The 24,783-nt window shown below is 56.7% G+C and carries 22 protein-coding genes; 9 read left to right on the forward strand and 13 right to left on the reverse strand.

Annotated elements, in window-relative coordinates:
• Positions 1-53 precede the first annotated feature (53 nt).
• The 3 genes from KFJ24_RS08280 to KFJ24_RS08290 are packed head-to-tail and all read left to right on the forward strand — an operon-like array spanning position 54 to position 4,375.
• On the forward strand, positions 54-2,906 hold the full coding sequence (locus KFJ24_RS08280) for a valine--tRNA ligase (protein ID WP_250830594.1): 2,853 nt from the start codon (positions 54-56) through the stop codon (positions 2,904-2,906).
• A 4-nt stretch (positions 2,907-2,910) separates the two neighbouring features.
• Positions 2,911-3,804, forward strand: a complete 894-nt coding sequence (locus KFJ24_RS08285) for a ketopantoate reductase family protein (RefSeq protein WP_250830595.1) — start codon at positions 2,911-2,913, stop codon at positions 3,802-3,804.
• 13 nt (positions 3,805-3,817) lie between these two features.
• Positions 3,818-4,375 carry a cob(I)yrinic acid a,c-diamide adenosyltransferase gene (locus KFJ24_RS08290; RefSeq protein WP_250830596.1) on the forward strand — a complete coding sequence of 186 codons (558 nt, stop codon included), beginning with the start codon at positions 3,818-3,820 and terminating at the stop codon, positions 4,373-4,375.
• A 27-nt stretch (positions 4,376-4,402) separates the two neighbouring features.
• On the opposite strand, the gene KFJ24_RS08295 is transcribed toward KFJ24_RS08290, so the two are convergent.
• The 4 genes from KFJ24_RS08295 to KFJ24_RS08310 all read right to left on the reverse strand — a co-directional run bounded on the left by KFJ24_RS08295 (position 4,403) and on the right by KFJ24_RS08310 (position 10,409).
• On the reverse strand, positions 4,403-6,433 hold the full coding sequence (locus KFJ24_RS08295; RefSeq protein WP_250830597.1) for a methyl-accepting chemotaxis protein: 2,031 nt from the start codon (positions 6,431-6,433) through the stop codon (positions 4,403-4,405).
• 123 nt (positions 6,434-6,556) lie between these two features.
• The gene (locus tag KFJ24_RS08300) at positions 6,557-7,444 is read right to left on the reverse strand and encodes a histidine kinase (protein ID WP_250830598.1); all 888 of its coding nucleotides are present in this window, start codon (positions 7,442-7,444) and stop codon (positions 6,557-6,559) included.
• Positions 7,445-8,020: a 1,6-anhydro-N-acetylmuramyl-L-alanine amidase AmpD gene (ampD, locus tag KFJ24_RS08305; protein WP_250832593.1), complete on the reverse strand. Its 576-nt coding sequence runs from the start codon at positions 8,018-8,020 to the stop codon at positions 7,445-7,447.
• 124 nt (positions 8,021-8,144) lie between these two features.
• A complete protein-coding gene (locus tag KFJ24_RS08310; RefSeq protein ID WP_250830599.1) occupies positions 8,145-10,409 on the reverse strand; it encodes a DUF1631 domain-containing protein in 2,265 nt (754 codons plus the stop codon).
• A gap of 222 nt (positions 10,410-10,631) precedes the next feature.
• Here KFJ24_RS08310 and nadC point away from each other — a divergent pair, with 222 nt between their 5' ends.
• The gene (gene nadC / locus KFJ24_RS08315) at positions 10,632-11,471 is read left to right on the forward strand and encodes a carboxylating nicotinate-nucleotide diphosphorylase (protein ID WP_250830600.1); all 840 of its coding nucleotides are present in this window, start codon (positions 10,632-10,634) and stop codon (positions 11,469-11,471) included.
• Here the strand turns inward: nadC and KFJ24_RS08320 are convergent, their stop codons facing one another.
• From KFJ24_RS08320 to KFJ24_RS08340, 5 genes are read right to left on the reverse strand one after another with little or no spacing between them, the layout of a single operon-like run.
• Positions 11,472-11,807 carry a YqcC family protein gene (locus KFJ24_RS08320; RefSeq protein WP_250830601.1) on the reverse strand — a complete coding sequence of 112 codons (336 nt, stop codon included), beginning with the start codon at positions 11,805-11,807 and terminating at the stop codon, positions 11,472-11,474.
• A gap of 12 nt (positions 11,808-11,819) precedes the next feature.
• A complete protein-coding gene (locus tag KFJ24_RS08325; protein ID WP_250830602.1) occupies positions 11,820-12,617 on the reverse strand; it encodes a ParA family protein in 798 nt (265 codons plus the stop codon).
• A 47-nt stretch (positions 12,618-12,664) separates the two neighbouring features.
• Complete coding sequence (gene hda, locus KFJ24_RS08330; RefSeq protein ID WP_250830603.1) at positions 12,665-13,381, reverse strand: DnaA regulatory inactivator Hda; 717 nt, start codon at positions 13,379-13,381, stop codon at positions 12,665-12,667.
• Positions 13,360-13,920 carry a CDP-alcohol phosphatidyltransferase family protein gene (locus tag KFJ24_RS08335; protein ID WP_250830604.1) on the reverse strand — a complete coding sequence of 187 codons (561 nt, stop codon included), beginning with the start codon at positions 13,918-13,920 and terminating at the stop codon, positions 13,360-13,362. Before KFJ24_RS08335 ends, hda begins: the two co-directional genes overlap by 22 nt.
• A 21-nt stretch (positions 13,921-13,941) precedes the next feature.
• Complete coding sequence (locus KFJ24_RS08340; RefSeq protein ID WP_250830605.1) at positions 13,942-15,294, reverse strand: DUF2066 domain-containing protein; 1,353 nt, start codon at positions 15,292-15,294, stop codon at positions 13,942-13,944.
• A 211-nt stretch (positions 15,295-15,505) separates the two neighbouring features.
• Between KFJ24_RS08340 and purM the strand changes: the two genes are divergently transcribed.
• The 3 genes from purM (at position 15,506) to KFJ24_RS08355 (ending at position 18,063) form a co-directional block, all read left to right on the forward strand.
• A complete protein-coding gene (gene purM / locus KFJ24_RS08345; RefSeq protein WP_250830606.1) occupies positions 15,506-16,570 on the forward strand; it encodes a phosphoribosylformylglycinamidine cyclo-ligase in 1,065 nt (354 codons plus the stop codon).
• On the forward strand, positions 16,567-17,229 hold the full coding sequence (purN, locus tag KFJ24_RS08350; protein WP_250830607.1) for a phosphoribosylglycinamide formyltransferase: 663 nt from the start codon (positions 16,567-16,569) through the stop codon (positions 17,227-17,229). Before purM ends, purN begins: the two co-directional genes overlap by 4 nt.
• Before the next feature lie 87 nt (positions 17,230-17,316).
• Positions 17,317-18,063 carry a DUF3108 domain-containing protein gene (locus KFJ24_RS08355; protein ID WP_250830608.1) on the forward strand — a complete coding sequence of 249 codons (747 nt, stop codon included), beginning with the start codon at positions 17,317-17,319 and terminating at the stop codon, positions 18,061-18,063.
• On the opposite strand, the gene KFJ24_RS08360 is transcribed toward KFJ24_RS08355, so the two are convergent.
• The 4 genes from KFJ24_RS08360 to apbC form a co-directional block, all read right to left on the reverse strand.
• Positions 18,060-19,337 carry a valine--pyruvate transaminase gene (locus KFJ24_RS08360; RefSeq protein WP_250830609.1) on the reverse strand — a complete coding sequence of 426 codons (1,278 nt, stop codon included), beginning with the start codon at positions 19,335-19,337 and terminating at the stop codon, positions 18,060-18,062. The genes KFJ24_RS08355 and KFJ24_RS08360 overlap by 4 nt on opposite strands.
• Positions 19,338-19,415: 78 nt before the next feature.
• Positions 19,416-20,015 (reverse strand): YjaG family protein, encoded by a 600-nt coding sequence (locus KFJ24_RS08365; RefSeq protein WP_250830610.1) that lies wholly within the window; start codon positions 20,013-20,015, stop codon positions 19,416-19,418.
• Positions 20,012-20,578 carry a dCTP deaminase gene (gene dcd / locus KFJ24_RS08370; protein ID WP_250830611.1) on the reverse strand — a complete coding sequence of 189 codons (567 nt, stop codon included), beginning with the start codon at positions 20,576-20,578 and terminating at the stop codon, positions 20,012-20,014. The genes KFJ24_RS08365 and dcd overlap by 4 nt, the downstream gene beginning before the upstream one ends.
• Positions 20,579-20,821: 243 nt before the next feature.
• A complete protein-coding gene (gene apbC, locus KFJ24_RS08375; protein ID WP_250830612.1) occupies positions 20,822-21,922 on the reverse strand; it encodes an iron-sulfur cluster carrier protein ApbC in 1,101 nt (366 codons plus the stop codon).
• A gap of 206 nt (positions 21,923-22,128) precedes the next feature.
• Here apbC and metG point away from each other — a divergent pair, with 206 nt between their 5' ends.
• Entirely contained in the window at positions 22,129-24,165 is a 2,037-nt protein-coding gene (gene metG / locus KFJ24_RS08380; protein ID WP_250830613.1) for a methionine--tRNA ligase, read from the forward strand.
• Positions 24,166-24,191: 26 nt separating this feature from the next.
• Entirely contained in the window at positions 24,192-24,773 is a 582-nt protein-coding gene (gene rsxA, locus KFJ24_RS08385; protein ID WP_250830614.1) for an electron transport complex subunit RsxA, read from the forward strand.
• Positions 24,774-24,783: the final 10 nt, after the last annotated feature.

The following is a 24,783-nucleotide window of genomic DNA, read 5'->3' on the forward strand; positions in this document are numbered from 1 at the left end:
CATGCGTCTCAATTTTCCCTTGTGAATCAACCAACGGTCACCAGCAGAAATCCATGGAAAAAACCTACCAGCCAGAAAACATCGAGCGCCAGTGGTACGAGAACTGGGAATCCAAAGGGTACTTCCGCCCCTCCGGTGAAGGCCAGTCCTACAGCCTCGCCATCCCGCCGCCCAACGTCACCGGCAGCCTGCACATGGGCCATGCGTTCCAGCACACCATCATGGACACGCTCACCCGCTACAAGCGCATGCAGGGGCATAACACCCTCTGGCAGGTAGGTACGGACCACGCCGGTATCGCTACCCAGATGGTGGTTGAACGCAAACTGGCCGCTGAAGAAAGTAAAACCCGCCACGACCTCGGCCGTGAAGAGTTCATCAAACGCATCTGGGACTGGAAAGAGCATTCCGGCGGCACCATAACTCGCCAGATGCGCCGCCTGGGCAACTCAGTGGACTGGGACCACGAGCGCTTCACCATGGACGATGGCTTCTACAAGGCCGTTCAGGAAGTTTTCGTCCGCCTGTACGACGACGGCCTGGTGTACCGTGGCAAGCGCCTGGTGAACTGGGACCCGAAACTGCACACCGCCATTTCTGACCTTGAAGTAGAGAACAAGGAAGAAAAAGGTTTCTTCTGGCACCTGCGTTACCCGCTGGCAGACGGTGCAACCACCCAGGACGGTAAGGACTACGTGGTGGTCGCCACTACCCGCCCGGAAACCATGCTGGGCGATACTGCCGTCGCCGTTCACCCGGATGACGAACGCTATCAGCACCTGATTGGCAAGCACGTCATGCTGCCGCTGGTAAATCGCAAGATTGCCATCGTGGCCGACCATCACGCCGATCCGGAAAAAGGCAGCGGTTGCGTGAAGATCACGCCAGCCCACGATTTCAATGACTACGCCGTGGGCAAACGCAACAACCTGCCCATGATCAACGTGATGACCCAGGACGCCAACATCCGGGACGTCGCTGAAGTCTTCAATTCCGATGGCACCGAAAACACTGACATCGACGGCCAGATGCCGACTGCCTACGCTGGCCTGACCCGCGAGGAGGCTCGCAAGGCTATCGTTGCAGACCTGAAAGAGACCGGCCTGCTGGAACAGGAAGAAGATCACGTACTGAGCGTACCCCGGGGCGACCGCTCCGGACTGATTATCGAACCGATGCTTACCGATCAGTGGTTCGCTGATGCCAAGACCCTGGCCAAACCCGCGATCGAGGCGGTCGAAGACGGTCGCATCCAGTTCGTGCCCAAGCAGTACGAGAACATGTACTTCTCCTGGATGCGTGACATCCAGGACTGGTGCATTTCCCGCCAGCTCTGGTGGGGCCATCGCATTCCGGCCTGGTACGACGCGGAGGGCAACATCTACGTAGGCCGCAGCGAAGAGGAAGTGCGCCAGAAGCACAACCTGTCCGGCGATCTCGAACTGGCACAGGACGAGGACGTCCTGGACACCTGGTTCAGCTCCGCACTCTGGACCTTTGGCACCCTGGGCTGGCCGGAAATCACAGAGCGCCTGAAGAATTTCCACCCGACCGATGTGCTGGTCACCGGCTTTGACATCATCTTCTTCTGGGTCGCCCGGATGATCATGATGACCATGCACTTCATGAAGAATGAAGACGGCACGCCGCAGGTACCTTTCCATACCGTGTATGTGACCGGCCTGATCCGGGACGAGCACGGGGACAAGATGTCCAAGTCCAAGGGCAACGTCATCGATCCCCTGGACATGATCGACGGCATCGGCCTGGACGATCTGCTGGAAAAACGCACCGGTAACCTGATGCAGCCGAAGCTGGCCGAGAAGATCGGCAAGCGCACGCAGAAGGAGTTCCCGGAAGGCATCGCTGCCCATGGCACCGACGCCCTGCGCTTTACCCTGGCAGCCATGGCCACCACCGGTCGTGACATCAACTGGGACATGAAGCGCCTGGAAGGCTACCGCAACTTCTGTAACAAGCTGTGGAACGCCGCCCGTTACGTGCTGATGAACACCGAAGGTGAAGACTGCGGCGTGAACGATGAGCCGGTGGAACTCTCGCTGGCCGACCGCTGGATCATCAGTGAACTCCAGAAGTGCGAGCAGGATGTCGTACGCTACCTGGACCAGTACCGTTTCGACCTGGCGGCTTACGCACTCTACGAGTTTATCTGGAACGAGTACTGCGACTGGTACCTGGAGCTGTCAAAGCCGGCCCTGAACGACGAGAGCGCCAGCGCCGAGGCCAAACGCGGCACCCGCCGCACACTGGTCCGTGTATTGGAAGCGGTGCTGCGGGTTGCTCACCCGATCATGCCGTTCATTACCGAGGAGATCTGGCAGCGCATTTCACCACTGGCCGGCAAGTCTGGCGACAGCATCATGTTGCAGCCCTACCCGCAGCCTGACAGCAGCAAGCAGGATCCGGCCGTTGCCGCCGATATTGACTGGCTCAAGGGTGTGATCGTTGCCGTTCGGAACATTCGCGGCGAGATGAACATTTCCCCGGCGAAGAAAATTCCGGTCCTGCTGCGCGGCAAAGACGCGGAAGACAAGCGCCGCATGGACGACAACCGACAGTTCCTGGCATCTCTGGCGAAGCTCGAAAGCCTGGAATGGTTTGAAGGCGACAAAGCGCCGATGTCAGCGACCCAGCTCGTGGGCGAGATGGAAGTACTGGTACCCATGGCCGGCCTGATCGACAAGGACGCGGAGCTCAAGCGACTGGACAAGGAGCTTGAACGCCTGCAGAAGGAAATTGGCCGCCTGGAAGGCAAGCTGGGCAACGAGAAATTCACCGCCAAGGCGCCAGCCGAGGTGGTGGAGAAGGAACAGGAAAAGCTCCGGGATGCCCAGGGCAGCCTGTCCCGCCTCAGCGAACAGCGAGCCGACATAGAGGCCATGTGACGGCATGATTGCCATTCTGGGCGCAGGCTCATTGGGGCGGCTCTGGGCCGCCTCTCTGCCTGCGGGTGACGTGGCCTTTGTGCCCCGACCAGGCGCCTCAAGCGAGGGTCCAGTGGCGTTTCGCTTGCAGCAGCTCGACGGCTCGGTCAGCGACATTTCCGTCCCCTGGCTGGTGCCAGGGGACCCGGTTGACCTCCTGCTTGTAACGACCAAGGCCGGCGACACCCTGAAAGCCATCTCGGACTTTATTGACCTCTTCCCGGACAACCTTCCTCTCGTATTGTTCCAGAACGGGCTCGGCAGCCAGCAGGCGGTAGCCGAACACTGGCCAGATCGCCCGGTGCTGGCCGCCAGTACCACAGAAGGGGCAAACCGCCCAGATGTCGATCGGGTCATTCATGCCGGCTCGGGACAAACCTGGATCGGAGCCTTGAACGAGGAAGCCGGGCACCACGTCAGCCCCACAGTAAAGCGGCTTGCCGCAAGCGGCCTTACGATTCACCCTGAACGCGACATTCTAAACCGGCTATGGCAAAAACTGGTGATCAATGCTGGCATCAACCCTTTCACCGCCATCCTCAATTGCGCCAACGGTGAGATCCTGAGTTCAGAACTTTACCAGCAGAATATCGATTCCCTGTGCAACGAGATCGCCCGCCTCATGACAGCGAACGGTCAAAGGAATGAAGGCGCAGAAACGCTTCGGCAACAGATCGAGACAGTGGCGTGCAATACCGCCAGGAATACGTCTTCCATGCGTAGTGATATGCTGGCAGGCCGCAAGACCGAGATCGATTTCATCAACGGCTACCTGGTCCGCCTGGGCAACACCCTCGAAATCCCGACACCAGTGAACCAAATGCTGACTGAGCAGGTAAAACTACTGTCGCCAAATTAACAGGAGCACACCGATGGGCAATCGACTTTCCAAGATTTACACCCGCACCGGAGATGATGGCTCAACCGGACTTGCAGATGGCAACCGGATTGCCAAGAATGCCCAGCGTGTTGAGGCCATGGGCACCGCCGATGAACTGAATTGCCATATCGGTTTGCTGATCGAGACACTCGACAGCGACGACGAACTGATCGAGAGCTTACGGAGAATCCAGCACCACCTGTTCGACCTCGGCGGCGAGTTTGCGATTCCCGGCAGCCGGGTGATCGGGGATGACCATATAGAATGGCTGGAACAGACCCTCGACCAACACAATGAGCACCTTCCTCCCCTCAAGAACTTTGTTCTTCCCGGCGGATCGCCTGCCGCTGCCCAGTGTCATCTGGCTCGCGCCGTATGCCGGAGGGCTGAGCGCATTGTGGTGGCTCTGGGACACGAGGATTCAATCAATACCGCTTCCAGACATTACCTTAACCGGCTTTCAGATCTGTTATTTGTGATTGCAAGGGCACTGGCACGCCGGGATGGCGGAGAAGAGATCTTGTGGGAACAAAAAAAATCCGGCCTCTAAGGCCGGATTTTTCTTCAAAACAACGCCTTAAACTTTGAAAGCTTCAACCAGACGCTGAAGAGAAGCGGTCAGTTCGGACATTTCCCGGGAAGAGCCCAGCGTTTCCTCTGCGTTGGCAGCGGTCTTATGGCCCAGTTCACCAATCTTCTCAACGTTGACGTTCACATCCTTGGCCACAGCCGATTGCTCTTCCGCCGCCTGGGCAATCTGGTGACTCATATCAACAATAATGGCGATACCACGGGCAATACGATCAAGCGCCTCGGTAACCTGACCGGACTTCTGAACCGTCGTTTCAGTCACATCACGGCTGTTGGTCATTGCAGATACAGCGTCCTTAACACCGCTCTGCAACCGTGAAATCATACCCTCGATCTCTTCGGTGGATTTGTGAGTACGCTGAGACAATGAGCGCACTTCATCTGCAACAACCGCAAATCCCCGCCCCTGCTCACCGGCGCGCGCTGCTTCGATAGCCGCATTCAGGGCCAGCAGGTTGGTCTGTCCGGCAATGGCTTTGATCTCAATCAGCACCTGGCTGATGTTATCGCTATCCTTACTGACCCGGTTGATCACATCGACCGCCCCGGAAATCTCCGTGGCCAGGCGGTTAATAGTCTCCACAGTATCTGCCACCACTTCCCGGCCAGTCTCCGTGTCACTCTCAGCGGTGCCGGCGCTGTCGGCCACTCTGTGAGCACTCTCCGTCACTTCGTGAACTGCCTCTACCATCTGGTTCATGGCCTCATTGATCTGGCCACTCTCCTCCATCTGGCGGGCAACCGCTTCGCTGTTCGCCGAAGCGGTATCCTTTACCCTGGCTGCCTGCTGATCAACATCTGACGTCGTCCGACTGACCGAGCGAACCAGTTCGGCAATACGGTCGGTCATGTTATTGAACTCGCTGGTCAGCTCTCCCAGCTCATCCCGGTTACGCAATTGAATATGGGTGGTCATATCGCCTGCTGCCACGTTGCGGGCCGCCTCGGTAAAGCGATTAATGGCTGTACGAACAGACATGAAGAAGCCGACATACAGGTAAACCACAACAAGCAGAATCGCTAACAATGCAACCACGATCAAGCGACGCTGGTTCACCTCCCGCTCCAGCCGCGAAGACAGGTTGTCGCTCACCGTATCGAAAATCACTGTGCTAAGCGCATCATAATGCTCCAGTTGCGTGTTAATCAGCGCATCATATTCTTTCCAGGGCATCTCAAGACGCATCGGGGTAATAACGTTCAGGTCCAGGGCATCGCGAACCGCCATCAAACTGTCGTTCACCCGTTCGATGGTGCCGGAAGCCTCTTCGGCCAGGCGCTGCGAGGCATCCGTCGATACTGAAAGTGCCGGCAACAACAGAGAAGCCCGGTTAGTAAGCTGATCGTAAATACCGTTAAGTGTCTCGCTAAGCGCATAACCAACCTGCCCTTCAACAAGCGCGAATATGCCATAGGCACGGGCACGCCCTATAACGGCCCGGGTCTCTGGAAGAGATTCCTGAAGCAGCCCCAGAAGGAGAAGGTTTTCCCGGGATGCGCCCTGACTCAACCCGGAAATTTCGATCGTTGCGGGCAACAGGGCAAGCACCTTTTGCACGAATTCCTGATAGTACTTGAACTGGGGATCGATACTGCCCTGGTAACTGTCATCCGATTTCAGCGCATCCCAGTCCTGCCTGAGCGACGCGACCTGTTCCGCCCATGCCCCCGATGTATCGAAAGATCGCGGCTCCGAAGCCAGAGTCTCAAAAGCAGCATCGATCCGCTCAGCCGCCTTTCTCGATTCGGCCAGCAATTGGTCCTGATTCTTGAGAACTCCCGGTGCCTGATAGTCACGATAGTCAATGGATGCCGCCAACAACTGCTCTGCACTCTGCAATTGCTCAAGCCCCTCCACGCCACGGGTCATGGTTCGCACCGATTGATTGAGCTCGGTCATCACCAGCCAGGACAATCCGCCAATGGGTAACAGGAAAAGTATACTGATGAGGCTGAACTTGTAGACCATGGGCAGCCGGTTCATCAAAGCTATGGCGGGATTAATGAGTCGCTTCACGTTTGCCCTCTCGCTGGAACCTTAACAACTGAATTGTTGTTCTTTTTTTCTATTGTCGCCTAACGCCCTAAATACTAAAGTATTATTTGTTATTGAAATGTAATCGCTATTAACTTTGTGAGTTCAGACAATTCCCGAAATCACAAGCAACGCGAGCAAACATATCCATACCAGCATGCTCCGGTTGAGCAAATCCCTTATCGCACTCAGGCTACGCCCTCCAAAGTCAGTCCATTCCTCAGGATGAATCCGCGAAAATTTGGCGGGATCCAGCGCATAACCGGTTAACGACCCATTGGCGGAAATCATTAGGACGTCCCCTGCGTTTTTCCTTATTCCGGTGAAGGTTGAGCGGGTTTCCCGAAGCCAGCCCGCAAGATCCCCGGCAACACCAAAGGTCAGTGAAAGCAGCCGGGACGGTATCCACGCCATCAGTTCTGCCAGGCGCGCAAACCGGGGTCTGGCCGCCGCATGAGGCCATTGTTCGGCCAACGCGACCAGCCCGCGAGCCAGAACTGCAAACCCGATACCGCCGACCACATACCAGAAGCCAACCAGGAAGAAACGCTGAAAAACAGCCAGCATCATCGCCTTCGAAAAGGACAAATGCATGGCCTCGGGAGACACAGCTGCCCCTCTTTCTTCCGCCGGCAAGCGGTCCTGGATGTAGTGCCATGCCGCCTGCATATCTCCGCGATGCCAGGAATCTGCGTAGACACGCAAAGCATGCCGCCAGCCGGGCACGCCCATCATCAGGGTCAGAACCAGGAACTCAAGCGGATACCCGGCCAACCTCCAACCCGAGGCATCAAGAATATATACAGCCAACCCCAAAAGCAGCGCCGGCAGGGTAACCAGAGCCAGGCCGGCGGTCATTCCGGTCTCATGACCTGCCTCTACTTTCGCGGCCTGGCGAAACCAATGCCGCCAGAGTTTATCGCCGGAGAGCTTGTCGAGAGTATCGAGCCTTCGCCGCAGCATATAGGCCAGCAAAAAAACGATCAGAACCATTCAGGCACCCTCCTCTGTGGGAGATGAATTGGCTAGCAACGCCTGGAAGTGCTTCCAGTCAAAAGCAGGCCCGGGATCCGTTTTCCGCCCGGGGGCGATATCACAATGTCCGGTCAGGCGTTCGGGAGTAATCTCAGGCCAGGCCGCCATCGCAAGATGCGATACCTTCGCCAGCGAGCGGTATTGGGCGTCGGTATAGGGAATCTCATCGGTTCCTTCCAGTTCAATACCAATTGAGAAGTCATTGCACTCCTCCTCGCCCTGGAAACAGGAGCGGCCGGCATGCCAGGCACGCTCCAGCAAACTGACAAACTGTATCAGGGAGCCGTCACGCCTTATGAGTATGTGCGCTGAAACCTGGATGTCTGCGAGGGTTTCAAAATAGGGATGGGCAGAGCAGTCGAGGCGGTTACAGAAGAACTCCTCAATCTCGGGGCCACCAAACTGCCCCGGCGGCAAGCTGATGTTATGAACCACCAGCAAACTGATAGAAGCGCCTTCTGGCCGGGGACCGAAATTGGGGGAAGGACACCAGTGCGAGCCGGGCACTCTGCCGGTTGAGCGAAGCGTTTTGATGTCGTCAGCAGAGACGGCCTGACGGACTGGGACGACGTCTGAATCGGGCAAGGTAAATCCAAAGGTATCAGGGCGTTAGAGCATGCCCTGATTGAAGCACAAAGTGAACGGAGTTACTACGCCTTTAGTCCTTGCGACTGCTACGAAGGTTATCAATGATGGATTCCAGCGCCCTGTCGAAAATCAGGCCATCATCCAGCATGCTGATGTCACCCTCGGCCAGAGCCAGGCCAAGTTCGTGGCGATGATATTCCGCAACTTTGGCGCCGCTCCGGTTGACGAAAATGTACTTACCAGTCGCCTTTATGAAGGCTGCCAGTTTGCATCGCACTTTGCCGCCTTCTTTGGATAACTCGATCCATGAACCAACCCGGAGGCTATCAGCACGATCAAGCCATTGAGGGGGAACCGCTTCCGCGCTTGCGGCTGGAGCATCAGCTGACGCTGCCACGTCTGGGGCTTCAACGGCGTAAGCCGGTTCGTTCAGGGGCTCGACCGGCGATTCGCCGCCATTCGGTTTGGTGTCCGGGCTATAGGTCCTGGAGGCAGGCTCATCAGCAGACGACTCAGAGCGGGACGGTGCGGTGACCAGCCGCTGGAATACATCAACGTGAACAAGCTCCAGATCCCGAATAATCGAGTCGGTGGCAAACGGATCCCAGGAAATATCCTGTAGTGCCTTGCGCAAGTCATCAACGATTGAGGGGATCGCGCGAAGCAAGTCACTCCGGGTGGAATCGGTTAATGGCCTTGGATCTACGCTCCAAACCAGGCGCTCTGTCAGGCTTCGCGCCTCGCTCCAGCGCTCGCTGCCCTCACCTTCCCGTAAGACAACCCACTGCAGATACTTGGACCAGGCCTCGTTCAAGAGCTCACTGACCGGTTCCGGAACGTCCCGGTCAGAAAGCTGATCCCGAACAAGCTGGTTAGCCGCCTCGGACGCCTGTTCCTGTTTGGCTCGGCCTTCCTCCGCGTCCCGCAGCCTCTGCTCAACCAGTTCCCGGCGACGCCGGTCAAGGTCCATGAAGTGCCGGAAGTCGTCCAGGAGCTCCTCGAATAAATGAACATTGTCGGTGAACTCATTCAGAACCCTGTCCACCACTTCTTCGATTTTTTCGCGCAGCAGATCCCGCTGACCGGCACGTTTTTCACCCCAGCCAATGGCTGAGAGCGCCAGTTCATTGAGAAGTTTTCGTACGGGATGCCCTCCCCGATTGAAAAAGTTTTTGTCACTCAGGGCGACTTTGAGAACGGGGATTTGCAGCCGACCAATCAGAGATTTCATAACCGGATGCAGCTGGCGGTCTTCAAGAATAAAGTCAAACAGCATAGCCACAAGATTGATGACATCGCTGTCTACCTGACCCAAATTCAGGGCCTTGCCGCTTTCCGGCTGCATCACCGGCTTCAGCTGGTCACTGAGCGCGACTACCTGTTCCGGGCCCCACTGACCGGAAGCTGCCTGGACCTCGCTCAAGCGAGCGATCAGACGATCCGTATCCATGTAAGCCCCACCGGACGGGACAGGACTGCTGCCACTATCACCACCCTGATGGAGCAGTGCGCTCAGTTCCGAGAACGTCGCATGGGAACCACCAACTCCGCTCTGATCACCGGCAACAGTAGCTTTTGGAGCGCTGGTATTCAAAGGCGGCACGCCTTTACTGGCAGAGCCCTGACCAGACCGGCTCTTACCTGCAGGAGGGCGCTTCATGTCCGGCATGACACCCTCGGCAATCAACGTCTGGTTGGCTTCCTGGTAAAAATCACCGAGGACATCGACCAACAAACGGTCAAATAACTTGAGTACCACGAGCTTGGCGCGGATATCAATGTCGAGGTCTGCGCAGGCTTCTGCCAGCCCGCCACAAATGACCTCCGGGCTAAGGGGCATCTGACTGTCCACAAGTTCGATCCGCGGAACAAGATGGCTGACCCGGATAGTCAGGAGGCGAACCTGGTCGGAATAGCGGGTGCGGAGCTTATTGATCAGATTATCGATAGCCACCTGCTGTTCCAGTTGAGAATGATCAACAAGACTCAGGGAGTCCTGATCAATCTCATCAAGTGCGCCGGAAGAGTAGCGGGGTTTGAATTTGCCAATGTCATTGAATGCCTGGCTGACATATTGCAGCACAGAAACAACCATTGCCTTTCGACGAAGGCGCAGCTCCCGCATGGCATCAAAATAGGCGGTCTGATCGATATTTGAACCAGCGCGATCTGCCAGCTCAAACAGGGCATCGTCCGCACGATCAAAGAAGTTGGCCAGCACACTTTTCAGGGAGTGCCCCGATGCGTCACGTAGACGAACCATTGCCGGCGGCAGGGAAAACCGCTTCAAGGCCTGTTGGCCCGAAAAACTGACAACGTTGTTATCGTGCGCCATTAAGCTGCTCCGGATCTGACTCGCGCGAAAGCATGATACTTTCCTGATTCCACATGATACGAGCTACCTGCGTCACCATGTGTCAGAAATTGTCACCTTTTGTGTAGATCAGACGCCCGTCACAGTTTAGCAGTTCCCTCTAAGTGTTTGGCGAATCGGGGCCTGGCCTATAGAATCCTCTCGGTATCCACGTTTCAACCTGACACCACCGGACCCATCACCATGATCCCTGCAGAACTTCTACGCCAGTCCCGAGTTGAAAATGTTGCCCAGAGCCTGCGCGAAGACATTGGCGACGGCGATATAACGGCAAAATTGATTCCCGCAGACAAGGCCGCGACGGGGTCGGTTATTACCAGAGAGCGAGCGACCATCGCCGGCTGTGAATGGGTCAACGAGGTATTCCGTCAGGTCGATCCAGCTGCGGAGCTCGACTGGCAGGTCCAGGATGGCGACAAGGTGTCAGAGGGCCAGGTACTGTTCCGCATGCAAGGGTCTGCCCGAAGCTTGCTGACCTCAGAGCGCGCAGCGTTGAACTGGCTGCAGTCACTTTCGGGCGTGGCGACAACCTGCGCCGATTACGCCGGAAAAGTTGCCCATACCGGGGTTCGTTTGCTGGACACCCGAAAGACCCTGCCCGGGCTGCGCCTTGCGCTTAAATACGCCGTAACCTGTGGTGGCTGCTATAACCACAGAATTGGCCTCTGGGACGCGTTCCTGATCAAGGAAAATCACATTTCCGCCTGCGGCTCCATTGCAGAGGCCGTCAAAGAGGCGCGCCGGATTGCTCCGGGCAGACCCATCGAAGTGGAGACGGAAAATCTGGATGAACTGGATCAGGCCCTGAACGCCGGCGCAGACATTATCATGCTGGACGAATTTTCACTGGAGGACATGCGTACCGCAGTGACGCTGACCAACGGCAGGGCAAAACTGGAAGCCTCTGGCGGCATCAACGCAGATACCCTGGTGCCGGTGGCGGAAACCGGAGTTGATTACATATCCATCGGTGCACTGACCAAGGACATTAAAGCGATCGACCTGTCCATGCGTCTGGATTAATCAGTCCCCGGACAGCAACTGGTCGATTTCCTGCAACTCCCGAATCAGTCTGCCGACCGACTGCTCACGGCCCCGGAAGTGCTCCTCAGCCATCGGGGCAATGCCTGAGACCGAAGGCAGAGGGTGATCATTCTCAATCATCACCTTCAAACGCTCCAAGAAGACAAACTGGAGCCACTGAGTGAATGCCAGCGTATCGATGCAAAAAGGTTTGGTGCTCTGAAAAGCCTCCTCCGGAGGAGGCTCCGTTTCCCACACGCCAAGCTGGCGAAGCTCGATTTCAATTCTTAGCAGACTGTCGGCTACCTGCCCTGTCTGCATACGGGAATCTGTCATAAAACGCTTTCTCTAGTCGATCAGTGGCTCGAGCTCTACCGCCTCACCGTGCAGCACCCTGAACAGGTCCTCGTACTGGCGAGTCAGGTTGTGCTTGGGCGCCATATGAATCAACGGCTGACGGCTCTGATGGGACTCCTTCATCTTCACGGAACTTGAAAGCCGCACTGGCAATACCGGAAGTCCCTCTTCGGTCAGCTCTTTCACCAATTGTCTGGGCAAGCTGGCTCGCGGCTGAAACTGGTTGGCGACAATACCTTCCACCACCAGGTCTTCATTGTGGTCTTCCTGAAGATCGCGAATTTCATTAAGGATGCTGTACAGAGCCTGCCGGGAAAAATCATCACAATCAAACGGGATCAGGCAACGCTGCGCCGCAATCAGAGCGGAACGGGTATAAAAATTCAGCGCCGGCGCGGTATCAATGTAAATGGCATCGAAAGATTCACCGAGCTTTTTCAGAGCCTCACGCAGCTTATAGATCTTGTGTTTGGCCTCCAGTTTGCGCTCAAGAAAGTCGAGCTCCGGGCTGGACGGCATCACAAACAGGTTATCGAAGGGAGAAGCATGCACAAACTCATCGGGACGACGGTTAAACACGGTGAAGGCCACGGTCTGCTCCAGCATATCCGCCACCGTATCCCGGAGCTCACTGGCTGGCTTGCCCAGCAAATAATGGGTGGAGTTGCCCTGGGGGTCCAGATCCACGACCAGCGTACGCTTTCCCCTCGCTGCGCTGATCGCCGCCAGGTTACAGGTAATACTGGATTTTCCTACACCACCTTTCTGATTGAATACAACCCGTCGCATATCGTCTCTCCATTGCACACTTTATAATTTTGGGGCCGAACTTCCGCTCACCAAGCCATTACGGTTTTAACAAACGGAATTGTCAGCCTTCGCTGAGCCTGGAGCGAATTCTCATCCAGTGTATCCAGAATTGCCAGCAAATCCCCGAGACGTCTAGGCGCTCGACGCATGATAAAACCGGCAACATCGTCACCCATCACCAGGCCACGCTGTTCGGCGCGAGCCATAAGGATTATCAAACGATCGTCGTCACGATATATACCCAATTGCAGTGTCAGGCCATGACTGAGCCGCGACACCAGGTCTGGCAGATGGAAAGGCAGTGCGCCAGGCACCTCGGAAAGGCTCACCATCAGTAAATTGCCGCGATCCTGAACACGGTTATACAGATGGAAAACAGCCTCCTCCCAGGCATCCCGACCCGCAACGCGATCAAGATCGTCCAGACAGATAATGTCCTGTTCCTCCAGCCCTGCCAAGGCCTCGGGGCCAAAAGGCTCCAGTTCGGAGATGCTGATACAGACCGCCGACTTGCCCTGGCTCTCGGCATAGTGGCAGGCGGCCTGAAGCAAGTGACTTTTGCCTGTGTCCGAATCGCCGCAAATCACCACCACGGGGATGCCTTCAGGCTGATCACATATCGCCCTCAGGCGCGAAGCCGCGCCAGTGTTGCGGTCACCGTGGAAGTTGTCAAAGCGGGCATCGTCACGAAGTTTGACTCCGAGAACCAGTTGCGAAGCACTCACGAGCGCTTGGCCCTCCATGCACGTATACCCCAGACCACGATATAGTGACCACCACTGAACACCGCCGACGTTGCTACCAGCAGGATACCCACCTCAAGTACCCAGGCCTGCATGGGTAAGCCGGCCAGCAGAACGATGATGGCAAGCACCACCAAAATCTGGATAAAAGTATTGAATTTGCCCGGGAGGCTGGGCTGCATATCAAACCGCCCGACGCCGTAATGGTATGCCAGGGCTCCTCCGACAATCAGCAGATCCCGGCCGAGGACCAGCAGGAACAACCATACCGGAAGTACAGCCGTGATCGTCAACATCAGATAGGCTGTAACCAGCAACGCCTTGTCTGCCAGAGGGTCCGCAACCGCACCAAATCTCGAACGCCAGTTGAAATGCCGGGCCAGAAACCCGTCGAAGGCATCAGTCACCGAAGCCACAAGAAAGATCAGCAGTGATAGCCGATAGTCTTTAGCAAGCAAAGTGGTTGCAAAGGGAGCTATCAGCAGGATCCGCAAAAGCGTCAGGGCGTTGGGAATCCAGCGCCAGCGTTCCAAACTCACAAGGCTCCCTCCGGTAATGGCTTACTGTCCGTCACCACTCCCGATGACGGAGGCGGGCTGCCAGCGATAATACAGAACCTGATACAGGGATTCGAACGCCTGCTCGGCTTCCTGTTCATCCACAGGCAAAGGCTGGTAAGAAAACATGGGCTGGCCACCGCTTTCCGTATCGGTATCGGTAGCGGAATCCGAAGCCGGTTCAGGGCTGCCTGACTCCGGGGTTGCCTCCTCAGATGCCACCGGCACGGGTGCGTCGTCCGGGGATGGCGTATCGTCAGGAGCCGAGAGCGCAACGCCTGGACTTTGCTGTGACTCCATGACGACGAAACGCGGGTCCAGCGCGATGTACTCCTTGAGCTGGTCCAGTTCACCGGAAAAAGCAACTCTCAGTGTCAGCTGTTCGCCTCTGACCCTTGAAGCACCAACGTTGACAACAGGGGTCAGTCCTTCAAGGATCTTGTTGATTCTGCCGTAATCCGCCAGGGATGTGACACCACGAAGCACGATATCCACCTGGGGCGACTCACCAACCTCACCGGCCGCCACCGCGAAACGATTCGCGTACAACTCGGCCCAGCGGTTTACAACTGCCTGGGCCAGTGCTTGCGGGGTGGCAGCGGTTACCGATTCCTCACCCGAATCCATCACCGTGCCATCAAACACCCAGCCGGCTCGCCACTGTCCGCCACTGCGGTTGACCCGAACCAGCGCCAAAGCATCGTGGTTAATGTCCTCGGACACGTCGCGAACCCGGTTGATGAACTGTCCCCAGATATCAGAGAGCAATTCCCGATCCCCGCTGAAGCCAGCAGGAGGCAGAGCGACAGGGAGCCCCCTGTCTCCGGCCGCCTGATTAAATGCCCGCTGCCAGGCATCAGTTGCGGAGTTGCCGCCAGAAGCCCCAGAACCTTGACGTTCCGTAATGAGAGAACGGGAACCGCGATCCTCGACAGCCACCCACGCCAGGGTCAAAGGACGATTGGCGCCCCAGACCGGCGCGTCAATGCTGGCCAGAGCACGGTTTACACCAACGGCGCCAAAGGCCATTCGCAACCGGCTCTCCCCTGAATCGCCGCGCAGAACCTGGTAGGACAACAGCAGCGATTCGGCGTCCGTCAGCACGGCTTCGACGCCGTCCTGCGCCAAAACATCGCGGGTACCTGAAACGCGGACAAACACTTTCGCGAGGCCGTCAGCGTAACCTTTCGCCAGCTGCCCCTGAGAAGCCCCCGCAATGGGAACCTCGACAGCATAGAGCCCGGAAACGGTTACGGCAGAGGCTGGGGCGCACAGGGCCGCCAGAAACAGCCCTAACAGAACAATCCGTGCGGCCGATCCTGACGTGAACGCTGACTTTGATCCTGATACTGACATGAAACACCCTGCAGTTCGCATGAATGGCGCATAGGATACACCATGCCCCAAGGTGTGAGTAGCAGGTGCAGGTTTCGGAAAAGCAATATTGACCACTCCCGGCCTTTTTTGTTGCCAGGCGTAAAAACGATACGGGGAATTACAGTTGGAGCCCCACACAGCACCTGTTAAAATCCGCCGCCTGACCCACTGGCCAACGGTTAAGTAAACCATGAGCGAACAGAAGCCCTCCCTGACCTACCGCGATGCGGGCGTTGATATCGACGCCGGCAATGAACTCGTAAGCCGCATCAAGAATACTGCCTCGCGCACTCGCCGCCCGGAAGTTCTCGGTGGCCTGGGCGGGTTTGGCGCCATGGTCTCAATTCCTGCCGGTTACAACGAGCCCATCCTGGTTTCCGGCACCGATGGCGTGGGTACCAAGTTACGTCTGGCCATGCAGCTACAGAAGCATGACAGCATCGGCATCGACCTGGTCGCCATGTGCGTGAACGATCTCATCGTTGGTGGTGCCGAGCCGCTGTTCTTCCTTGACTACTACGCCACCGGCAAGCTGAACGTGGAGATCGCAGCGCAGGTTGTGTCTGGTATCGGCGAGGGCTGTGAACAGGCCGGCTGCGCCCTGGTTGGCGGTGAGACAGCAGAAATGCCCGGCATGTATGAAGGCGACGACTATGATCTCGCAGGGTTCTGCGTCGGCGTTGCCGAACGCAGCGAAATCATTGACGGTAATCGTGTTCAATCTGGTGATGTATTGCTGGCGCTGGGCTCCTCGGGCCCACATTCCAACGGTTATTCGCTGATCCGCAAGATTCTGGACGTCAGCAATGCGGATCTGGACCAACCCATGGGTAACACCAATCTCGCAAACGCGCTGATGGCTCCGACCCGTATTTACGTCAAGAACCTGCTGCAGCTGATTCGCGAAGTGGACGTGCGAGCCATGTCCCATATTACTGGTGGCGGTCTGCCGGAGAATATCCCCCGGGTCCTGCCAAATGGCTCGGTCGCCGCAATCGACACCTCAAGCTGGGAATTGCCTCCGGTCTTCCAGTGGCTGAAGGAGGCTGGCGGCGTAGCCAACGAGGAAATGTACCGAACCTTCAACTGTGGCATTGGCATGATTGTCTGTGTTCCTGCGAATCAGAAAGAGCTGGCCCTGGATACCCTGAACGCCCTGGGTGAAAACGCCTGGCAGGTAGGCATTATCGAGAGCGCCGAAAATACCGACAATGATCCAGTGGTGCGCTACGCGCCGGGACTGCTCTCGGCATGAAGGCAGACCAGACCCCCCTGCCCCGTATTCTCGTACTCGCTTCCGGCAGTGGCACCAATCTGCAGGCGCTGATTGATGCCGGCCGGGAGCGGGATTTCCCGGGCGAAATTATTGCGGTTGGCTGCAACCGGCCAAATGCCTTTGCATTGGAACGGGCAAAACAGGCCAATATCGAAACCTTCGTCGTCGACCACACCAAATACGGCTCCCGGGAGGAGTTTGAGGGTGCACTGATGGCGGAGATTCGCCGGCAAAATCCGGACCTGCTGGTACTTGCGGGCTTTATGCGCATCCTTACGACCGATTTTGTTCGTGCGTTCCGCGGCAAAATGCTCAATGTTCATCCATCACTGCTGCCAAAATACACGGGGCTCAATACCCACCAGAGGGTTCTGGACGCCGGCGACACACTGCACGGTGTGTCCATACACTTTGTCACAGAAGAACTGGATGGCGGACCAGTCATTGCCCAGGCCGAGGTCAATGTTGCGCAGGATGACACCCCGGAAACCCTGGCGGAGAGGGTTCAGGAGAAGGAGCACATTCTCTACCCTATCGTCGTTCGCTGGTTCTGCGAAGGCCGCATTCAACTCGGCAATGATTGCGTGATGTTTGATGGCGAGCCTTTGGCAAATCCCTCGCGGCTTCCTGATAACTGATCCCCAGTCTGAATGGATTGTCATCCCCCGGCCTTCGTTAACCCGCTAAACTGTCGCCCTAAACGACGGCTTTGTGGGTTACCGGCGATGCAAGCGATCCAACACACTGCGAAGACTCTGGCCCGGGGCGTGGCACTGCTGTTGTGCCTCGGAGCTCTGGCGGCCCCCGCCACAACTTTCGCGGAAACAGAGACCACACTCACTCCATTCGAAGCCAGCTACACGGCATCGATGGAAAAGGGTATCTCCCTGAACGGCAGCGCGAAGCGCACACTCACACCCCAGGATAACGATGTCTGGCTTTACCGGACAGATGTGAGTTCGTTCATCGCCAATATCGACGAATCCCTTGAGCTTAAGTGGGAAAACAACCGAGTCGTTCCTTTGCGGTATCGTTACCGACTATCGGGTTTCCTGGTAAAGAACCGTGAGCAGTCGATTGATTTTGACTGGGACGCCGGAGTTGCTACGGGCAAATACCGTGGCAAGCCCTTCAGGCTGGAACTGCAGGAAGGCGCCCTGGACCCGCTCGGCTTCCAGCTGCAGCTACGCCACGACATCAGTGCCGGCAAACGGGATATGTCCTACCAGATTATCGACCGCGGCAGCTACGACAATGATCGTTTCGCTGTTATTGATGAGGAACCACTGAAAACATCCAGGGGCACCACAACAACCGTAAAGGCAGAAAAAGTGCGAGGCGAAGGGGCAAAGCGTCAAACACTTATGTGGTTTGCCCCGGATGAGGACTTCCTGCTGGTCCGGCTGCTGCAGGTAGAGCCCGACGGCAGCAAATATGAACTGAAGCTGAAACAGGCGGCCCGGGGCGATTAGACCGCCTGCCCCGACTCGGCCCAGACTGCCTTTACTTCATCAGCGATTATCCGCAAACCTTCGGCCACCCGGTCGTCATCCTGGGAATAGGTTACCCTCAGGCATTCATGCCGGTGCTTCCAGCCATCTTCGGGAAGGCCGGGGAAGAAGTAATGGCCGGAAACCACCAGCACTCCACGCGCCTTCAGACGCTGATACAGCTCAAGACTGGTAATTGGCAGATCCGGGAACCACAGCCACAGAAACATGGCACCTTCCGGCTTGTGGATGTACCACCGACAGCTGTCCTCACCCATGGCCTTCCGGAAGGTCGCTACGGCCTTCTCCATTTTCGCCTTGTAGAAGGGGCAAACAACATCCCTGCTCAGGGAAAGAATTTCACCAGAGCGAACCATTGGTTCCGCCAGCATCGCACCAAAGCTGCCTGTGGCCAGGTTCATAATGGCGTTGATGCCGGACAGCGCCTTGATGATGGGCTCCGCCGCAATCACGATGCCTGTTCGGGCCGCCGGCAAGCCCAGCTTGGACAGACTCAGACAAAGAATAATCTGCTCATTCCAGGTGGGCGTCGCATCGGCGAACAGCAGGCTGGGAAAGGGCGTGCCATAGGCACCGTCCACAATCAGCGGAACATCATGCTCTCGGGCCAGCCCCTCAAGGCGGGCCAGTTCCTCATCAGTGACCACATTGCCTGTCGGGTTGGTAGGCCGGGATACGCAAATGGCACCGGTCTCGCCAGTCACCTCAACGGCATCGAAGTCCACGCGGTACTTGAACTCGTGGGCATCGGTGAAGGAAATATCCGGCTGCACGGCATGGAACAGCCCGGGCTCAATACCTGCATCCGCGTATCCGATATACTCTGGCGCCAGTGGCAACAGGATGTGCTTGCGCTGCCCATTCCCGTAATCACCACCAAACATGTTGAAAAGCATGAAAAATGCTGCCTGACTGCCATTGGTCAGGGCAATGTTCTCCGGCTTAAGGTTCCAGTCATATTCCCGGTTCAGAAGCTCAACCAGTGACCCGATAAACTGCTTTTCACCCTGGGGAGGATCATAGATTCCTACCAGCCGGCGCACGTCGCTTTCACTGCGACTCATCTCTGCCAGAATTTCCTGAACGCGCTGCTGGATTTCCGGTATGTGTCCGGGGTTTCCACCACCCATCATGATCATATCGTCGCCAGACGCCATGGCATTACCCAAATCATCCATCAAGGAGGTAATACCGGAATCGGCAGTAAATTTGCGACCAAAGGCAGAGAGCTTCATGGTGTTAAATCCATCTTGTACTAGAAACGATAAAGCCGGGGCATTGGGGACAGTGTAGCCTGCCCCTGATAGCAGGCGTTACTCCGCCAGCGAGATCCCCAGATTGCTGAAACCGTCATTGGCGGCATCAGCCTGCAGTTTTTCAACAAACTGCTCTGTCGGGGTACGCTGGCGCTTGAGTGCCAGCAGGACGTCACGCTGAAAGGCCTTGTCTTCTTTCATTAGCGGATGTTGATCCAGCAATCGCACCAGCCCGTCTTCATCAAGGTCTTCGCCTTCGGACAACTCGATAAAATTCATGACGGTGGCAGTGGCCATCTGGGAGGCATCGGTTGCCCGGTGCTTGGTCGGGTTAAGACGGTTCAGCATTGCCTGCTCAAGCAGCTCGCAGAAGTCAAAGGCCGGATAGACGCCGTAAGCATCATAGGCATTCACATCCGGTGACAGGGCTTCCAGCTTCGCCAGTAACTGTGGAATCGTCGATTCGGCGACATCCTTTTGCAGCATATCCCAGCCCAGATCCAGCATCTGGCGCATTTTGGCACCGGTTTTAAGCCCGACCGCATCAGCAAACAGTGCGTAATTCGGGAACGAGCGCTCGGCAAGCGCCAGCAGGAAGGCGCATTCGCGCCATCCCTGCAGTTGCGAAACGGCTTTCAGAAACTGGTTGGCGTTCATGTCCGGGGCAGGGTCACGCCGGTCTGGCCGAGATACTTGCCGCCGCGATCCTTATAGCTGGTTTCACATACCTCGTCGGACTCGAAGAACAGCATCTGCGCCACACCTTCGTTGGCGTAGATCTTGGCCGGCAGGTTGGTGGTGTTGGAAAATTCCAACGTTACCTGACCTTCCCACTCCGGCTCCAGTGGAGTCACGTTGACGATGATGCCACAACGAGCGTAGGTGGATTTGCCGAGACAGATGGTCAGCGTACTGCGGGGGATCCGGAAATACTCGACGGTACGGGCCAGAGCAAATGAGTTCGGCGGAATAATGCAGACATCACCGGTGTAGTTGACGAAACTGTTTTCGTCGAAATTCTTCGGATCCACCGTGGCGGAATGCACGTTGGTGAAAATCTTGAACTCGTTGCTGCAGCGCACGTCGTAGCCGTAGCTTGAGGTGCCGTAGGAGATGACACGACCCTTTTCGGTTTCACGAACCTGACCGCTCTCGAACGGTTCGATCATGCCGTGCTGCTCGGCCATCCGGCGAATCCACTTATCGGACTTGATGCTCATGGGTGAAGTCTCGTTTCCACTGGAAAAATTGAGGCGTAGTTTACCTTTTCCCCGTGGGTCTGTCGAAGGCCCTGACCTCCCATATATCGGGGGCTGCGGTCACAAGGGAGAGTTGCCCGAAAACCGCTACAAGCACATCCATGTGCGCTTCTCTCCGGCCCTCCCTGGCCTCCGAGATTTTCGGGCAACTGTCCCTGCGTCCGCGATCAGACCCCTGAACACTCAGCCTCAAAAACTTACGAATCAGTGCTCAGTTACTGACACACTTGAGATGGAACCAGTCAGGTTACGCTCGCGCGTCGAGAGTTCAGCCCCCACCCTGCGGGCAATATCGCGATAACGACGCGCCACTTCCGAATCCGGCTCCGCCACCACCGAAGGCTTGCCTCCGTCGGTCTGTTCGCGAATGGTCATGTGCAGGGGCAGCTGACCCAGCAGGGTCGTATCGTATTCTTCGGCAATTCGCTCGCCGCCGCCATGGCCAAACAACGGTTCTTCGTGGCCGCAGTTGCTGCAGATATGGACGCTCATGTTTTCGACCACGCCCAGAACCGGGATATCAACCTTACGGAACATTTCGATGCCCTTTTTGCCATCCAGAAGCGCGATGTCCTGCGGCGTGGTGACAATGACGGCCCCGGTGACGGGGACTTTCTGGGCCAGTGTGAGCTGGATATCGCCGGTGCCCGGCGGCATGTCGACGATCAGATAGTCGAGCTCGTTCCAGAGGGTCTGCTGGAGCAGCTGCATAACGGCACCACTGACCATCGGGCCGCGCCAGACCATGGGAGTTTTATCAGTGACCACGAAGGCCATGGAGTTGGCCTGCAGGCCATGGGCATCCATGGGCACGAAGTATTTGTTCTCACGAGTGTCAGGCCGCTTACCTTCGGGTACGCCCAGCATCATGCCGATGCTCGGGCCATAGATGTCGGCATCGAGAATGCCGACGCGGGCACCCTCAGCCTGGAGAGCGAGGGCAAGGTTGACGGCGGTAGTGGATTTGCCAACGCCACCCTTGCCAGAGGCCACCGCGATGATGTTTTTCACACCGGGAACGGAAGGCAGATCTTTCTGTACTTTATACGAGTGAATCTTCTGACCAACGTGCACCTGGGCACTCTCGACGCCGTCGACATTCTCCAGAGCAACGGAAACCAGTTGCTTCAGCGCGCCTGCGATGCCTTTGGATGGGTATGGCAACTCGACCATCAGGGTTACGTTACCCGCATCATCGGCGCTCAGAGACTTCACAGCATCCAGCTCATAAAGGTCCTTCTGAAGGTAAGGATCGCGATATTCACGAACCGCTGTTTGCAGGGCCTGTTCTGAAATCTGTGTCATCGGCTTCTCCGGAATAAGCTCATACTTGTTTTTAAGCATGAAAACAGGTGATTCGGGTGAAAATTATCTGCTCGGAAGGTATCATCTGTGCCCGTTTCTGGCCATATGGGGTCTCCGTCTGGAGCATATACGCCAGGACTTGTAATCGGGACGCCCATTACTCTGTTTCAAGCCAATCCTTATTGACTGAAAGGTTCGGACACACCATGACGCAAGCGAGTTCAAAGCAACAGCGCGATATTCTGGTCACCAGCGCCCTTCCCTATGCCAACGGCCCCATCCATCTGGGTCATTTGCTGGAATACATTCAGACCGACATCTGGGTGCGCTATCAGAACATGCGTGGCCAGAACTGCTATTACGTTTGCGCCGATGATGCCCACGGCACCGCTATTATGCTTCGTGCCGAGCGGGAAGGCATCACTTCCGAACAGCTTATCGATCGTATCCGCGAGGAGCATCAGCAGGATTTTGCCGGTTTCCATATCCGCTTCAATAATTACTACACCACCCACTCGGAAGAAAACCGTCAGTTCTCCGAGTACATCTACCGTCAGTTGCAGGAAAACGGGCACATTGCCACGCGCAAGATCACCCAGTCCTTCGACCCGGAAAAGAACATGTTCCTGGCGGACCGCTTTATCAAGGGCACCTGCCCGAAGTGTAAGACCGAGGACCAGTACGGTGATAACTGTGAAGCCTGCGGTGCGACTTACACCCCGGCGGAACTGATAAACCCGCGCTCGGCGGTGTCGGGCGCCACACCGATAGAGAAAGAATCGGAGCATTACTTCTTCAAGCTGCCCGATTTCGCGGATTTCCTGGCCAACTGGACTCGCAGCGGCACCCTGCAGCCACAGGTTGCCAACAAGCTGGCCGAGTGGCTGGACGCCGGTCTGCAGGAGTGGGATATCAGCCGCGACGCACCCTACTTTGGCTTTGAGATTCCGGATGCGCCCGGCAAGTACTTCTACGTCTGGCTGGACGCACCCATTGGCTACCTGGCCAGCTTCAAGAACCTCTGTAACCGCGAGGGCATCGATTTCGAACATTTCTGGAAAGCCGACTCCACCGCCGAGGTGTATCATTTCATCGGCAAGGACATCATCAATTTCCACGCCCTGTTCTGGCCGTCCATGCTGCATGATGCCGGCTTCCGGACGCCTACTGCAGTCTGGGCCCACGGTTTTGTGACCGTGAACGGCAAGAAAATGTCCAAGTCCCGCGGCACCTTTATTATGGCCCGCACCTACCTGGACCACCTGAACCCAGAATATCTGCGCTACTACTTCGCCGCCAAGCTCACCGGCGGCGTGGACGACATGGACCTGAACCTCGACGACTTTGCCGCCCGGGTAAACTCGGATCTGGTAGGCAAGGTAGTCAATATCGCCAGCCGCAGTGCGGGCTTTATCACCAAGCGATTTGACGGCCAGCTGGGACAGGTCACTGAACATGACAAGCTCAAGGAATTCGTTGATGCCGGCAAGGAGATCGAGGAGTTCTACGAGACCCGCGAATTCGGCCGCGCGATGCGACGGATCATGGAGCTGGCAGATATCGCCAACCAGTACGTCAATGACGAGCAGCCCTGGGTAATCGCCAAGCAGGAAGATCAGGACGAGAATCTGCAAGCCATCTGCACCAACGCGATCAATATGTTCCACCTGCTGATGACTTACCTGACACCGGTATTGCCAAAGACCGCTGAGGCATCTGAGGCATTCCTGAATGCCAGCCTGGACTGGAACAATCGTGCCCAGCGCCTCGAGAACCACGGCATCAACAAGTTCAAGCCGCTGATGAGCCGGGTAGACATGGCCCAGATCGAGAAGATGCTGGACGCCTCCAAAGAGGAGGAGCTACCCGCAGCGACTGGCCAGCCGGCAGAGGCGGCCAACCTGGAACCGGTGGCTGATGAGATAGAATTCAGCGATTTCGCGAAAACAGACCTCCGGGTCGCTAAAATTATCAAAGCGGAACATGTCGAAGGCGCCGACAAGCTTCTTCGCCTTACACTTGATATAGGGCATGGCGAACGTAACGTGTTTGCTGGTATCAAGTCAGCCTACAAGCCGGAAGATCTGGAAGGTCGCCTCACCGTGATGGTCGCCAACCTGAAACCCCGGAAGATGAAATTCGGTATGTCGGAAGGCATGGTTCTGGCGGCAGGCCCGGGGGGCAAAGAGATCTTTATCCTGTCTCCAGACTCCGGCGCCACGCCCGGCATGCGAATCATGTAACCCGTGAGCGAGGCAGAGCAGCTCCGATGACAGAGTATTTGCTGATACTGGTCAGTACGATCCTGGTCAACAACTTCGTGTTGGTTCAGTTCCTGGGCCTGTGCCCCTTTATGGGCGTGTCCGGGAAGCTGGAAACCGCCATGGGCATGTCCCTGGCGACCACCTTTGTGCTGACGCTGTCTTCGGTCTGCAGTTATCTGGCTTACACCTATCTGCTGGCCCCCCTGGATCTGGCATTCCTGAAGACCATCACATTCATTCTGGTCATTGCCGTGGTCGTCCAGTTCACGGAAATGGTGGTCCGCAAAACAAGCCCCCTGCTCTATCGGGTGCTGGGAATATTCCTGCCCCTGATCACAACGAACTGCGCTGTGCTTGGCGTCGCACTTCTTAACCTGAACAAAAACAATAACTTCGTTGAATCTGTACTCTACGGTTTCGGTGCCGCTGCCGGCTTCTCGCTGGTACTGGTGCTGTTCGCTGCGATGCGCGAACGCATTGCCGTGGCCGACGTCCCGGTCTCTTTCCGCGGCGCAGCCATTGGTATGGTAACCGCAGGGTTGATGTCACTGGCGTTTCTGGGCTTTACCGGCCTGGTCAGCGTTTAACGGAGGCGCG

This window comes from Marinobacter sediminum (genome assembly GCF_023657445.1).
Lineage (GTDB): Bacteria > Pseudomonadota > Gammaproteobacteria > Pseudomonadales > Oleiphilaceae > Marinobacter > Marinobacter sediminum_A.

Bases quoted from the DNA above. Each gene is read 5' to 3' on its own strand.
- KFJ24_RS08355 (WP_250830608.1), top strand. From the start codon at position 17,317: ATGCAAGCGATCCAACACACTGCGAAGACTCTGGCCCGGGGCGTGGCA.
- nadC (WP_250830600.1), top strand. From the start codon at position 10,632: ATGATCCCTGCAGAACTTCTACGCCAGTCCCGAGTTGAAAATGTTGCC.
- purM (WP_250830606.1), top strand. From the start codon at position 15,506: ATGAGCGAACAGAAGCCCTCCCTGACCTACCGCGATGCGGGCGTTGAT.
- KFJ24_RS08365 (WP_250830610.1), bottom strand. From the start codon at position 20,015: ATGAACGCCAACCAGTTTCTGAAAGCCGTTTCGCAACTGCAGGGATGG.
- apbC (WP_250830612.1), bottom strand. From the start codon at position 21,922: ATGACACAGATTTCAGAACAGGCCCTGCAAACAGCGGTTCGTGAATAT.
- KFJ24_RS08340 (WP_250830605.1), bottom strand. From the start codon at position 15,294: ATGTCAGTATCAGGATCAAAGTCAGCGTTCACGTCAGGATCGGCCGCA.
- purN (WP_250830607.1), top strand. From the start codon at position 16,567: ATGAAGGCAGACCAGACCCCCCTGCCCCGTATTCTCGTACTCGCTTCC.
- KFJ24_RS08320 (WP_250830601.1), bottom strand. From the start codon at position 11,807: ATGACAGATTCCCGTATGCAGACAGGGCAGGTAGCCGACAGTCTGCTA.
- dcd (WP_250830611.1), bottom strand. From the start codon at position 20,578: ATGAGCATCAAGTCCGATAAGTGGATTCGCCGGATGGCCGAGCAGCAC.
- KFJ24_RS08290 (WP_250830596.1), top strand. From the start codon at position 3,818: ATGGGCAATCGACTTTCCAAGATTTACACCCGCACCGGAGATGATGGC.
- KFJ24_RS08280 (WP_250830594.1), top strand. From the start codon at position 54: ATGGAAAAAACCTACCAGCCAGAAAACATCGAGCGCCAGTGGTACGAG.
- rsxA (WP_250830614.1), top strand. From the start codon at position 24,192: ATGACAGAGTATTTGCTGATACTGGTCAGTACGATCCTGGTCAACAAC.
- KFJ24_RS08325 (WP_250830602.1), bottom strand. From the start codon at position 12,617: ATGCGACGGGTTGTATTCAATCAGAAAGGTGGTGTAGGAAAATCCAGT.
- KFJ24_RS08300 (WP_250830598.1), bottom strand. From the start codon at position 7,444: ATGGTTCTGATCGTTTTTTTGCTGGCCTATATGCTGCGGCGAAGGCTC.
- KFJ24_RS08285 (WP_250830595.1), top strand. From the start codon at position 2,911: ATGATTGCCATTCTGGGCGCAGGCTCATTGGGGCGGCTCTGGGCCGCC.
- KFJ24_RS08360 (WP_250830609.1), bottom strand. From the start codon at position 19,337: ATGAAGCTCTCTGCCTTTGGTCGCAAATTTACTGCCGATTCCGGTATT.
- hda (WP_250830603.1), bottom strand. From the start codon at position 13,381: ATGGAGGGCCAAGCGCTCGTGAGTGCTTCGCAACTGGTTCTCGGAGTC.
- metG (WP_250830613.1), top strand. From the start codon at position 22,129: ATGACGCAAGCGAGTTCAAAGCAACAGCGCGATATTCTGGTCACCAGC.
- KFJ24_RS08310 (WP_250830599.1), bottom strand. From the start codon at position 10,409: ATGGCGCACGATAACAACGTTGTCAGTTTTTCGGGCCAACAGGCCTTG.